Raw genomic sequence first — 12,239 nt, forward strand, 5'->3', positions numbered from 1 at the left:
GCTATCGCGCCGCCAGCGACGCTCCTACGGCAAGGGCAAGGGCATGGAGTCGTGGAGGGGCATCAAAGCCCCGGCATGACCCGCTTGTCCAGGTGCTCCAGAAACCGTTCCGGCTTCATTTCCCCCAGCACCCGGGATTCCGGCAGTTCGGTGCCCTCTGGGGTGAAGAACACCAGCGCCGGCAGGCCGAGGATGTTGTACTGCTCCATGATCGCCTGGCTGTCCGCGTTGATCTCGGTGATATCCACCCGGTATAGGTCGAAGTCTTCCATGGCGGCCAGTACCTGCGGGTCGCTGAGGGTGGTTTCCTCCAACACCTTGCAGGCCACACACCACTCGGCGAAGAAATCCACCAGCACTGGCTTGCCCGCCTGGCGGGAACCGGCCAGGGCGGCGTTAAGATTGTCGCGGCCCAGGATGGTCTGCCAGGGGCCGTGGTCGGCGGGGGCGTTGGCGGAGGCAGCGGTCGGTGCTGATTGCGTCATCGGCGCCAGGGGTTTTAGTGGATCGTCGCCACCACTGAGCGCACCGACGATCATTACCGAGCCATAGAGAGCCAGCACCAGGGCAATGCCGCGCTTGAGCCGGGCGATGCCTTCGCCGGCGGCCTCCAGAGCACCAAGCTGCACCCCATAGACCGCCAGCAGCAGACCGTAGAGGCCCAGGGTAATGGTGCCACTGATGATGCGGTCCAGCAGCCAGATGGCCACGCCCAGCATGACCACGCCGAAGAAGCGTTTGATCTCTTCCATCCACATGCCGGCCCGGGGTAGCAGGCCGCCGCCGCCGGTACCAAACATGATCAGCGGGACCCCCATGCCCATGGACAGGGCGAACAGGGAGGCCGCACCGGTAAGAGCATCGCCGCTGGCGGCCACATAGATCAGCGCTCCGGCCAGAATCGGCGTCACACAGGGAGAGACCACCAGGGCAGAGATGGTGCCCATGATAGCGGCACCGAACAGGCTGCCGCGCTTGCTCTCGCCGGGCTGGTGCAGCTTGTTACGCAGGAAGGCGGGCAGCTGCAGCTCATAGAGTCCGAACATGGACAGCGCCAGCAACACGAATATTACCGTGGAGGTGATGATGGCCGCCGGCTGTTGCAGCAGGACCTGTAGGTTCAGGCCGGCGCCAAATACCGCAACCAGCAACCCGGCCAGGGTATAGGGCACAGCCATGCCCAGCACATAGCTGGTGCTGAGCACAAAGCCGCGGCTGGCACTGGGTTCCTTCTCGCCGGCAATGATCCCGGACAGGATTGGCACCATGGGGAAGACGCAGGGGGTGAACGCAAGCAGCAGACCACCCACGAAGAAAAGGCCGATGACCAGGCCCAGAGAGCGGTCGGTCATCCAACGGTTAAAGGCATTGGCGTCTTCGGACTGCAGGGTGCTGAAAAAGCTGCCGTCATCATTGCCTGTGCGGGCGGACTCAGTGGGGGTGGCCGCGGTCGCGGCCGGAGACTTTTTTGCCGGTGACGGATTGGCCAGCGGGATGACTTTTCTGGTGGGCGGGTAGCACAGGGTGTCCTCGATACAGCCCTGGTAGCGCACCTCCAGCTCGGTCGCCACCAACGGTACGCTGGTTACCGGCAGGGTCAGGGAAAGTCGGTCGTAGTAAACCTCCACATCCCCGAAAATCTCGTCGGTCTTGTCCTTGCCGGGGGGCAGGGCATAGTCGGCGAAATCCTCCAAAACATTGCCGTTCTGGTCACGCAGGCTGAAGCCGAAACGGTGCTGATAGAGATAAACGTCATCGATCAGCTCGAAATCCAGCAGCAGTTGCTGGTTGTCCCAATCGGCATCCGTGACAAGCTGGATGGCTTCGTCCACGGTGGGTAGTGGGTCGTCCCCGAACAGATCGCTGGCTCCCGCCCAGACTGGGAAAAGCGCAATAATGAAAAGTAGCGGTTGCCAAGCTGATCGCATGCCTGTCTCCTGTGGTGGCCACTGCTTCGATGCGCAAAAGGGCGGGAAGTTTCATTGGTTGCACCCGCTAAAAGCCGGCAGTGCAGTGGCATGGGGCCGCTATTCTCCCCAGTGGACGGACAGAAGGCAAAGGGTGTCGACCCGGACGGTGCATATTTCTGTTCAGGGGGATTTGAGTTTTCACCGCCGGCCTATTGTATAGTTATTCACAGATGGATCTTGGGAGTGATCATGAGTAACGAAAAATTCACAGAAAAAATGGGCGATGCCGTGCTCGACCCTCGCAATAACAGGATCTGGAAGGGGGTGCTCTGGCTGCTCGGGTTGCTGTTGCTCGTGGATGTGCTGCTCAGCTGGTACTGGAGCCAGGAGCCGGATCTGCGTGATTTGCCCAGCCGTGAGAATGCGGTTGCCGGTGAAACCATCGCCCGTGAGCTGATATTCGTTGCGGATACTTTACTGTCCAAACCGGGGGGCTATCTCAGTAATGACATCCTGCCGCACCGCTTGTGGATGGATAACATGCCATCCTGGGAATACGGTGTGCTGGTGCAGGTACGGGATTTCACCCGGGTGCTGCGTCGTGACATGAGCCGTTCCCAGTCCCAGAGTCAGGAAGACCGGGATCTGGCCATTGCCGAGCCCCAATTCAACTTTGATGCAGAAAGCTGGGCCATGCCGGCTACGGAGAGCGAATACCGCCGGGGTATCAAGGCGCTGGAGCGCTATCTCGAGCGTCTCACCGATGCCAACGAGGGTGACGGCAAGTTTTATTCCCGGGCCGATAACCTCAATTACTGGCTCAACGAGGTTCAGAGCCGGCTGGGTTCCCTGAGCCTGAAACTGAGTCAGAGTGTCGGGCGCAGTGAGCTGAACATGGATGTGGGCAGTGCCGAGTCTGTTGCGAAGCCAGGTAATGAGGAAGATTTTGTGAAAACGCCTTGGCTGAAGATTGATGATGCGTTTTATGAAGCTCGCGGAGCGACCTGGGCATTGACGCAACTGATGCGTGCCGCCGAGGTGGATTTCGCCGAAGTGCTCCGTAAAAAGAATGCTACCGTCAGCTTCCGCCAGATGGTCCGTGAACTGGAGGCTACCCAGGAAACTCTCTGGAGTCCGTTGATCCTGAATGGTGATGGTTTCGGCATGCTGGCCAACCATTCCCTGGTCATGGCCAACTATGTGTCCCGTGCCAATGCGGCGCTGGTGGATCTGCGGAAACTGTTGCAGGAAGGCTAAAAACTGCAATTGATAGTTGATAATGGATAATTGATAACTGCGCGATCAAACGCAGGAATAATCTGAAAGCAAAGAGGCCGCGCCCAAGCCATTGGACGCGGCCTCTTTCGTTCAGGATCACAGCGAGACTGGCCCGCGACGTTATCAATTATCCATTATCAACTATCAATTATTTTACGCCGCATTCTTTTCCTTCACTTGCGGCAGGCTGGCGCGCCATTTTTCGATCAGGGCGCTGTTGTCGTCTTCCCAGGGATGGAAACCGGGTTTCAGGTAACTGAACCAGGCGGGGATGACGCTGCTGATGACGCCGCGGTAGCCGAAGCCTTTCCACAGGCCTTTGGCCAGGGTCAGGGGCCGGCGGTGGATGCCATCGCGCTTGAGCATCTGCCAGGTGAAGTAGGAGGTGAAGCCCACCAGGTAGGCCGAGCCGGACAGGAAGGTGCGCTGCCGCTCCAGATAGTTGTCGCTCACGTCCTTGTAAAGATCGTAGGCCACAGCCTTGTGTTCGGTTTCCTCGATGGCATGCCAGACCCACAGGTTGCGGACCGAGGGATGCATTTTTTCCACCAGGTCCGGGCGACGCAGAATGGCATCGGCGAGAATCGCGGTGATGTGCTCCAGACCGGCCGTGGCTGCCAGCTGCTGCTGCTGGCTCATGTACTTGCGGGCGCCGGCCAGCAGTTTGCGGGTTACTGCCAGAGCATGATTGACGATATCGTCGTATTGGCCGTCGGCAATCAGATCGTTGAAGGCCTGATGCTCCAGGGAGTGCATGGCTTCCTGGCCGATAAAACCGGAGATGTCTTTCTGACGGTCCGGGCCTTTTGCCTGGTCGCGCAGGGCGCGAACGGAATCCACGAAGAAACGCTCGCCATCCGGGAAGGTCAGCGACATCACGTTCAACACGTGGGTGAGCACCGGGTCATTGTCGAACCAGTAGGGCTGGTCTTCCAGGCCCTCGAAGGTGAACCCCATGCGACGAGGGGTGATGCTGATAGCCGGTGTTTTCCGTTTTTTGATCAGTCGTAGCTTCATTGGTGTCTCCTCAAGATGTCATTGCTGACATCAGTCAATGGCATCTACTATGCGAGGTCTTGCAGTCAAGGTCTTGTCGAGGAGGGCCAACAAATGGTGAGTTCGGGCCGTCCCTGGGGAAGTGCCGGGATACCAGGTATTTATGTGGTATTGCTCTATGACGTGCTGGCAGGTATGGAGCTGGATGCCCCATCCCTGCTGGCGGGGCTGGGAGTGAGCCGCGACGAGTTGCTGGCCCCGGACCGGCGGGTATCCATGTCCCTGGCCCAGACCGTGGCCGAGCGGGGGGTGGCCATGGTCGGTGAGCAGGGGCTGGGATTCCGCTATGCCCGGGCCATGAGCATCACCCTGCACGGTCCGGTGGGGCTGCTGGCGCTGTCCAGTGCCAGCGCCCAGGATGCCCTGGATGCGGCCTGCCGGTTTCTGGGGCTGCGAGCCCCGTTTCTGGTTATCGATCAGACCCGTCAGGGAGAGCTGGCCCACCTGCAACTGCGCAGCACCGCATCCCTGGGGGTGGCCCATGATTTTGTCATTGAGGCCATGCTGGTGGGGCTGGTGTTCATGATTGAGCAGTTACTGGATGCGCCACCCAAGGGCCTGGAGATCCGCCGCCGGGGGGGCGCACCGGCCTATCTGTCGACCCTGAAGAAAGAGGTGGGGGTGCCGGTGCTGTTTGATCACGATGAGGATGCCCTGGTCTTCCCCCAGTCGGCTCTGGCGGCTAGGCCGCGTCTGGCTGACCCGCAAGTGGCAGCTCTGGCCCGGGAACAATGCGAGCTGGAGTTCCGGCAGTGGCGTACCGAGGAAGATGGGGTCATGGCTGAGCGAATCCGCGGTGCCCTGCAGGATCGCCCGGCGCCGCTGCCGTCGCTGGAGGCCATGGCAGAAAAACTGTCGGTGTCGCCCCGGACTCTCAAACGCCACCTGCAACAGTCCGGACTCAGCTATCGCCAGCTTCAGGATGAGGAGCGTTATCGTCAGGCTCAGCGTCTGCTGGCGAAGCCGGATAACAGCATCAGCGAGGTGGCCTATGCGTTGGGGTATAGCGATGTGGCCAACTTCTCCAAGGCGTTCAAGCGTTGGAGTGGGGCAACGCCACGGGCCTATCGGGAGCAGAGATAGGAGCAATTGCAAGTTGAAAGTTTCAAGTTGCAACGCGCCATATCGTTAATAGTTACTGAAAAAAAAGAGGCCGCGCTCAGGGCATGGGCGCGGCCTCTTTATTTGCCGATGGTTTCACCGGCAGGGCGCGTTGCAACTTTCAACTTGGAACTTGCAACTGCCCTTTAGCCTTACGCTTTCTCGTAGGCTTCAACGGACTTCAGGATCTCGGCCTTGGCGGCTTCAGCGCCGTCCCAGCCATCAACCTTCACCCACTTGCCGGCTTCCAGCTCTTTGTAATGCTCGAAGAAGTGCTTGATCTGGGCCAGCAGCAGCTCGGGCAGATCGTTGATGTCTTTCACGTTGTCGTAGATCTTGGTCAGCTTGGTGTGCGGTACGGCAACCAGCTTGGCATCTTTACCGGCTTCGTCGGTCATGTTCAGGATGCCGACCGGACGGCAGCGGATCACGGAGCCGGGAACCACCGGATAGGGGGTCACAACCAGTACGTCCAGCGGATCGCCGTCTTCAGACAGGGTGTTGGGGATGTAGCCGTAGTTGGCCGGATAGAACATGGGGGTTGCCATGAAACGGTCGACGAATACGGCGTTGCTGTCCTTGTCGATCTCGTACTTGATCGGGTCAGCGTTGGCCGGGATCTCGATGGCCACGTAAATGTCTTCCGGAATCTCTTTACCGGCGGGAACCTTAGCAAAATCCATGGTCTGTCCTTCTCAAACAGGGTTGGTGGTGGGCGCGGATTATAGCAATGCAAGGCGGTCCCGGCTAATGGCGGAATGTCGTAGCCGAAGGCGTAAGGATAATGGCTTTATGGTCAATGAGTTAGGGAGCCCCTGCTGGGCTCCCGGGTGGTTGTGTGCGGGTTATCGGGATTCACTCCAGCCGGGATAGTTGCCCTCCAGCAGCCGTACCTTCTTGAATCCGGCGTCCTCCAGCACGGTGGCAGCGGCGCTGGCGCGGCGGCCGGATACGCAGTACAGCACGATTTCCTGTTTGCGGTACTGCTTGAGCATGTCCAGGTGCTGCTCCATCTGTTTGGCCGGCACCATGATGGCACCGGGAATGTGGCCGGCCAGGTACTCATCCTCATCACGGACATCAATGATGATGGGGGCCTGATCGGCCTGCATGGCCTGTTTTAGCTCGCTGATGCTGATGCTGTCGGCGGCCCACAATGGGGTGGCGAGAATGCTCAGCAGCATTAGTAGGCCCAGGCTGATACGTTTCATGACTCTGACTCCTGTCGGGTTTGCCATTCCTGCAACTCATCCCACAGCTTCTCCGCATCCCGTACCATGCTGGCAACGGAAGGCTTGGCTGCGGGGTTGGAAAAACTGGCCGCGAGAGCGCGGCTCGCACATTCATACACGAACGCCTGTTTTGACAACTCGTCGAGGGTTTTGCTCACGGGATCTCCTTTTTACTTTCTGACGCTACCACTGCTGTGATCCCGAGAACAGTGACAGGTGCACGGCAGTGACTTTTGCGGTGTAAACGGCACAATATTCGCCATCTGTATTCGCCACCCGGTCCCAAGGAGCGCGTCCCATGTCAGTCCATGAAATCACCCATCCTTTGGTAAAACACAAGCTGGGCCTGCTGCGCCAGCAGAGCCTGAGTACCCGAAGCTTTCGCCAGCTCACCGCGGAGGTGGGTAGTCTGCTGACCTATGAGGCCACCAGTGATCTGGAGCTTGAGGATTATCAAGTGGATACCTGGATGGGCCCGGCACCGGCCCAGCGCATCAAGGGCAAGAAAGTCACGGTGGTGCCGATCCTGCGGGCGGGCATCGGCATGCTCGACGGTGTGCTGGAGCTGATCCCCAGCGCCAAGGTCAGCGTAGTGGGGGTTTACCGCAATGAGGAAACCCTGGAGCCGGTGGCCTACTTCGAAAAGCTGGCCCACGACATCGATGAACGTCTGGCGCTTGTTGTGGACCCCATGCTGGCCACCGGTGGCTCCCTGTTGGCATGCATCGATATGCTCAAGAAGGCAGGTTGTAAACAGATTCGTGCCCTGGTGCTGGTGGCGGCGCCGGAGGGAATTGAAAAGGTAAAGGCCGCCCACCCGGATGTGGCCATTTACACTGCCTCGGTGGATCAGGGGCTCAATGAGGAAGGCTATATCATCCCCGGCCTGGGCGACGCCGGGGACAAGATTTTCGGCACCCGCTAATCCTCTTTCTGCCAAAACAGGAGCCTCCGGCATGCAACAGCCCGGATTCTGGAACTGGAAAATTATCCTTATCGGTGCGCAGATGCTGTTCGTGGCCTTCGGTGCCATGGTGCTGATGCCATTGCTCACCGGGCTGGACCCCAGCGTGGCCCTGTTCACCGCTGGCCTTGGTACGCTGCTGTTCCAGTGGATTACCCGCCGCTCGGTGCCGGTGTTTCTGGCGTCCTCCTTCGTGTTTGTCGCCCCCATTGCCCATGGCGTCGAGCAGTGGGGCGTCTCGGCTACTATGGGGGCGCTGTTGTGTACCGCCGTGGTTTATGTGGTGCTGGGCGGGCTGGTGAAATGGCGCGGCCCGGGTTTTCTGCACCGGCTGATGCCGCCGGTGGTCACCGGCCCCATCATCATGGTGATCGGGCTGAGCCTGGCGCCCACGGCGGTAAACTTCGCCATGGGCATGACTGGTAATGGTGCCGAGCGGCTTTTCCCCTACGGCGAGGCGCTGCTGGTGTCCATGGTGGCCCTGCTGGCCACCATGCTGGTGGCAACCCTGGGGCATGGGCTGTTCCGCTTGTTGCCGATTCTTTGCGGTGTGGTCAGTGGTTATCTGGCAGCCCTGCTGATGGGGATGGTGGATTTCACTGCGGTAGAACAGGCTGGCTGGTTGGCTATGCCGGACTTCGTGGCGCCGAGCTTCCAGTGGCAGGCGATTTTGTTCATGGTGCCGGTGGCGCTGGCTCCGGCCATAGAGCATGTGGGCGACGTGCTGGCGATCAGCAGTGTTACCGGCAAGGATTACATCCGCAAACCTGGTCTGCATCGCACCCTGACCGGCGATGGCATCGCCAGTATGGCCGCTGCTCTGTTTGGAGGCCCGCCAAATACCACCTATTCGGAAGTCACCGGAGCGGTGATGCTGACGAAAGTGTTCAACCCGGTCGTGATGACATGGACAGCGTTATTTGCCATCAGCCTGGCGTTTGTCGGCAAATTCGGTTTGCTGCTGCAAAGCATTCCTACCCCGGTCATGGGCGGCATTCTGATTCTCATGTTTGGTTCCATCGCCAGTGTCGGCATGAGCACCCTGATCAAGGCAAGGGTGGATCTCAACGCCCAACGCAATCTGGTAATTGTGGCAGTGACACTGATTTTCGGTATCGGTGGCATGGTGATGGGCAATGGTGATTTTACCTTGCAGGGCATCAGCCTGTGCGGACTGGTGGCGGTGGTTCTGAATCAGATTCTGCCAGCTGCACGGGAGGCCAGTGATGATCTGAATGAAGAGCGTGCCTATGTGAAAGATGTGCTGGAGCATGGCAAAGAGAAAAAATAATTGGTACTTGCGTGCTTTTACTTTTGCGCTTTTATACTTTTGGTAAGCAAAAAGTTTTTCATAAATAAAAAGTTTTTTGCTTACTATTTTACAAACGGGATTGGTAAAAATAATTTTCGGAAAGGTTTTTTGTAAAATTACATCTTTGTAACTGTTTCTGTCATTTTAAATGCGCATTGTTTGTCCCTGATGAAATCAAGGAAGCCTGTAAAAAGGGAACAGACTATGAAACTTAATCGTCTCATGTTGCCGGCCATTGTTGCCGCTCTTGCCACCGGTTGTGCCAGCAACCAGACCGTTCAGGAAAGTGCTGAATATCAGTCGCTGCAAAGTCAGCAGCAGCAACTCGAACAGGAAAATCAGCAGCTGCGTGCTGCGTTGAGCTCCAACCAGCAGCAGCCCGCCCCGGCGCCTGCATCCTCAGACTCCGGTAATCAGCTGCTTCCTCCTAATGCGCAGCCCGGCCACTGTTATGCACGGGTTGTCATTCCTGAAACCTACAAGACAGAAATGCAGCGGGTCATGGTGTCCCAGGAAGACAGCAAAATCACCACGACTCCCGCTCGGTATGAAACCGTCCAGGAGCAGGTGCTGGTCAGCGAAGCCTACGACAAGCTGAAAGTGATTCCGGCTACCTACAAGACGGTGACCGAGAAAGTGCTGGTAAAAGAAGCCACCACCAAGCTGATTACGAAGCCTGCAGAATATAAGACCGTTACCGAACAGGTGCTGGTCAAGCCCGCCTACACTACCTGGAAGAAAGGCCGTGGCCCCATCGAAAAGATCGATGATTCCACCGGTGAAATCATGTGTCTGGTGGAAGTGCCGGCCGAATACAAGACCGTTAGCCGCAAGGAACTGGTACAACCTGAGCGTACCGAGGAAGTGAAAATTCCTGCGGTGTACAAGACCGTGACCAAGAAAGTGGTCGACCAGCCTGCGCGGACGGAGAAAGTCACCGTTCCAGCTGTTTACAGCACGGTTGACGTGGTCAAGCAGGTTGAGCCGCCGAAAGAGCAGAAAACCGTTATCCCCGCCGTATACAAGGACGTACCCAAGCAGGTCAAGGTGACCGATGCGGATATGGAATGGCGCGAAATCCTGTGCGAAACCAACACCACCCAGGATGTGGTTCGTCGTCTCCAGAAAGCCCTGGAAGCGAAAGGCTATGATCCGGTGTGGATTGATGGCGTTTACGGCTCCAAGACCCGCGCAGCTGTGGTTGCTTACCAGAAGGACAATGATTTGGCTTCCGGTCAGCTGACCATGCAGACGCTGGACCACCTGGGCGTGAAACTGTAACGTCCTGCTCCTTCCTAGTATTCAGGGCCGGCTTTATGCCGGCCTTTTTTATGTGTGCTCAGACTTGGTGTTAATAGCGAAGATTACCCAGTATTTCGCAGATGCTTCTGGCCAGAGATTAAACGGTCTGTCGCAACACTGGTGAGGTTTGGCCAGGCCGGTCACGCCCCAATCAGCCCAAGTCTCCCTTTATCCCTGATGTTGGTTTATCGGGTGGCACAGGCGCCTGCCTGATTGCCTTCGCGCAGTTGGCTCAGCACCTGGCCCGCAGTGAGGGTAAGAAAGGCGCGTATCGGCAGTCCCGCATCGCGCAAGCGCTTGGCGGTCCAGGTGTTGCAGGTATTGCCGAACCAGAAGGTGTCATTGGAAGGGAAGAAACGGCTATCGCCGTACAGCCCTGGGTCGCCGGCGGGTAACCGCTCCTGCTCATCCAGTTGGAATACCCGGCCAGACTCTCCTGTAACTGGCCGAGCTGCTCGGCACTCAGGCACAGTGGCTGCAAATCTGTATGGGGCAACAGTTCCGGATGTCGCTCCAGTCCTACCACATGCATTGTCGATCGGGTTGGCCACAGCATGGCCCGAACCCGCAGCCACCAGCTGTCATCCTGCCGATAAAAGGCATCATCCCCCCAGCCGAATTCGTAGAACGATGGCTCACTGAAGTGTGGCGCAAGAAATCCCAGGGCAGGGGAGAGCTGATCCGCCGGAAAGGCAATACCGGTATGCCACCGGTGGCGTACCACCAGCACCGTCACGTCATCGGCCTGAACCTGAGCCGGCAACGACAGCACCACCGCAAGAAAACCCGGCAATAAACGCATAATGCCGACAGTGTAGCAAGGCATGATCAGGTTTTAGCAGCCTGCTGCGTATAAATTTATTCGGCGTTGTAGGCGTTTCAGGTATCTGGTTTATTTGTCTTTCTAATAACTGCTGCGTGGTCGGCGTCAGCCAGGAGAGCATGGATGCGATTTCAAGCGATACCCGTCGTTCGAATTTTTGATGAAGACAAAGCCAAGGCCTTCTATCTGGAATTTCTTGGCATGTCGCTGGATTGGCAGCACCGTTTCGAAGAGGGATATCCTCTTTATATGCAGGTTTCCAGAGAAGGGCTGGTGCTTCACCTCAGCGAGCATTCCGGGGATTGTACCCCTGGCTCAAAAATATTCGTGAATACGGATGATATCGAAGGTTTGCACCGTGATGTCATGTCGCAAGGTTACCGGTATTGTCGGCCTGACATTTCGACCGCTCCCTGGGGTGACAGGGTGTTTGAAGTGGTCGATCCGTTTTCAAATAAAATTGTCTTTAACGAATGCGCATGAGCACCATGGCTGGCAGAGTACGACCGACCTTGTCATAGCGAAGACAACAGGAGTAGCGCAATGACTGATCTGATTCTGACCACCTTCGATTGGGTTCCTGACATGCCTCGTGGTTATGTGCGTGATCTGCGTGTGCGCTGGGCGCTGGAAGAAGCCGGGTTGTATTATCGCGTGGAGAGCGTGCCCTTCAGAGACCGGGGCAGCGAGCATTTTTCTCACCAGCCTTTCGGGCAGGTGCCCTGGCTTACCGATGGTGAGCTCTCCCTCTTTGAAAGCGGTGCCATCCTGCTTCATCTGGCGGGGCGCAGTGAGACGCTGATGCCGGTCGACCCGCAACGCAGAAGCGAAGTGACTCAATGGCTCTTTGCGGCACTCAACTCGGTGGAAGCGGCAAGCTTGCCCTGGTCACTGTTCAAGTTCTCTGGCGACACCGCTGACACACCGGGGCGGCAAAATCTGGAGGCGTTTCTCCAGGCCCGATTGCAGCATATGGAAGCGGTGCTGGCGAAACGGGAGTGGCTGGCCGGCCGCTTCTCTGTGGCTGATATTCTGATGGCGGATGTGTTGCGGCTGGTGGACCGGTTTGATGGCCTGTCGGAATATCCCGCCTGCCTAGATTATGTGGCTCGCGCCACTGCACGCCCGGCTTTTGTGAAGGCCCATGCGGACCAGATGGCACACTTTGCGGCGGCCGACTGAAGACACCCTGCTATGAAAGCGGAAAGAAATGACCCCTTCCATCACCCTTGAGCCGTTAAAACCGGCCCACACCTTGCCC

At 57.9% G+C, this 12,239-nt stretch carries 14 protein-coding genes and 1 pseudogene; 8 read left to right on the top strand and 7 right to left on the bottom strand.

Translation table 11 applies throughout. The features are described 5' to 3' along the window. Positions 1-62 precede the first annotated feature (62 nt). Positions 63-1,928: a protein-disulfide reductase DsbD gene (gene dsbD / locus HUJ17_RS03300; protein ID WP_290509336.1), complete on the bottom strand. Its 1,866-nt coding sequence runs from the start codon at positions 1,926-1,928 to the stop codon at positions 63-65. A 231-nt stretch (positions 1,929-2,159) separates the two neighbouring features. Here dsbD and HUJ17_RS03305 point away from each other — a divergent pair, with 231 nt between their 5' ends. After that, entirely contained in the window at positions 2,160-3,167 is a 1,008-nt protein-coding gene (locus HUJ17_RS03305) for a DUF2333 family protein (protein WP_290509337.1), read from the top strand. A 174-nt stretch (positions 3,168-3,341) separates the two neighbouring features. Here HUJ17_RS03305 and HUJ17_RS03310 read toward each other — a convergent pair whose 3' ends face one another. Further along, positions 3,342-4,205 (bottom strand): metal-dependent hydrolase, encoded by an 864-nt coding sequence (locus HUJ17_RS03310; RefSeq protein WP_290509338.1) that lies wholly within the window; start codon positions 4,203-4,205, stop codon positions 3,342-3,344. A gap of 93 nt (positions 4,206-4,298) precedes the next feature. Here HUJ17_RS03310 and HUJ17_RS03315 point away from each other — a divergent pair, with 93 nt between their 5' ends. After that, complete coding sequence (locus tag HUJ17_RS03315; RefSeq protein ID WP_290509339.1) at positions 4,299-5,327, top strand: AraC family transcriptional regulator; 1,029 nt, start codon at positions 4,299-4,301, stop codon at positions 5,325-5,327. Positions 5,328-5,497: 170 nt separating this feature from the next. On the opposite strand, the gene ppa is transcribed toward HUJ17_RS03315, so the two are convergent. From ppa to HUJ17_RS03330, 3 genes are all read right to left on the bottom strand, one after another. Then, positions 5,498-6,028, bottom strand: coding sequence for an inorganic diphosphatase (ppa, locus tag HUJ17_RS03320; RefSeq protein WP_062815937.1), 531 nt, complete (start codon positions 6,026-6,028; stop codon positions 5,498-5,500). 162 nt (positions 6,029-6,190) lie between these two features. Beyond that, entirely contained in the window at positions 6,191-6,556 is a 366-nt protein-coding gene (locus HUJ17_RS03325) for a rhodanese-like domain-containing protein (RefSeq protein ID WP_290509340.1), read from the bottom strand. After that, on the bottom strand, positions 6,553-6,735 hold the full coding sequence (locus HUJ17_RS03330) for a hypothetical protein (protein ID WP_290509341.1): 183 nt from the start codon (positions 6,733-6,735) through the stop codon (positions 6,553-6,555). Before HUJ17_RS03330 ends, HUJ17_RS03325 begins: the two co-directional genes overlap by 4 nt. 140 nt (positions 6,736-6,875) lie before the next feature. Here HUJ17_RS03330 and upp point away from each other — a divergent pair, with 140 nt between their 5' ends. The 3 genes from upp to HUJ17_RS03345 all read left to right on the top strand — a co-directional run bounded on the left by upp (position 6,876) and on the right by HUJ17_RS03345 (position 10,134). After that, entirely contained in the window at positions 6,876-7,502 is a 627-nt protein-coding gene (gene upp / locus HUJ17_RS03335) for a uracil phosphoribosyltransferase (protein WP_290509342.1), read from the top strand. 31 nt (positions 7,503-7,533) lie between these two features. Continuing rightward, the gene (locus HUJ17_RS03340) at positions 7,534-8,832 is read left to right on the top strand and encodes a uracil-xanthine permease family protein (protein WP_290509343.1); all 1,299 of its coding nucleotides are present in this window, start codon (positions 7,534-7,536) and stop codon (positions 8,830-8,832) included. Positions 8,833-9,057: 225 nt separating this feature from the next. Continuing rightward, complete coding sequence (locus tag HUJ17_RS03345; protein WP_290509344.1) at positions 9,058-10,134, top strand: peptidoglycan-binding domain-containing protein; 1,077 nt, start codon at positions 9,058-9,060, stop codon at positions 10,132-10,134. Positions 10,135-10,340: 206 nt separating this feature from the next. Here HUJ17_RS03345 and HUJ17_RS03350 read toward each other — a convergent pair whose 3' ends face one another. Then, positions 10,341-10,625, bottom strand: coding sequence for a DUF2459 domain-containing protein (locus HUJ17_RS03350; protein WP_290509345.1), 285 nt, complete (start codon positions 10,623-10,625; stop codon positions 10,341-10,343). A gap of 17 nt (positions 10,626-10,642) precedes the next feature. After that, positions 10,643-10,852: pseudogene (locus HUJ17_RS16875) on the bottom strand (DUF2459 domain-containing protein); the annotation flags it as partial. Here HUJ17_RS16875 and HUJ17_RS03355 point away from each other — a divergent pair. The 3 genes from HUJ17_RS03355 to HUJ17_RS03365 all read left to right on the top strand — a co-directional run bounded on the left by HUJ17_RS03355 (position 10,799) and on the right by HUJ17_RS03365 (position 12,160). Beyond that, positions 10,799-10,951 (top strand): hypothetical protein, encoded by a 153-nt coding sequence (locus HUJ17_RS03355; protein ID WP_290509346.1) that lies wholly within the window; start codon positions 10,799-10,801, stop codon positions 10,949-10,951. The pseudogene HUJ17_RS16875 and the gene HUJ17_RS03355 overlap by 54 nt on opposite strands. Before the next feature lie 150 nt (positions 10,952-11,101). Further along, complete coding sequence (locus tag HUJ17_RS03360) at positions 11,102-11,461, top strand: glyoxalase superfamily protein (protein WP_290509347.1); 360 nt, start codon at positions 11,102-11,104, stop codon at positions 11,459-11,461. Positions 11,462-11,521: 60 nt separating this feature from the next. After that, positions 11,522-12,160 (top strand): glutathione S-transferase family protein, encoded by a 639-nt coding sequence (locus tag HUJ17_RS03365; protein ID WP_290509348.1) that lies wholly within the window; start codon positions 11,522-11,524, stop codon positions 12,158-12,160. Positions 12,161-12,239 lie beyond the last annotated feature (79 nt).

The organism is Alcanivorax sp., from assembly GCF_014762765.1.
GTDB lineage: Bacteria > Pseudomonadota > Gammaproteobacteria > Pseudomonadales > Alcanivoracaceae > Alcanivorax.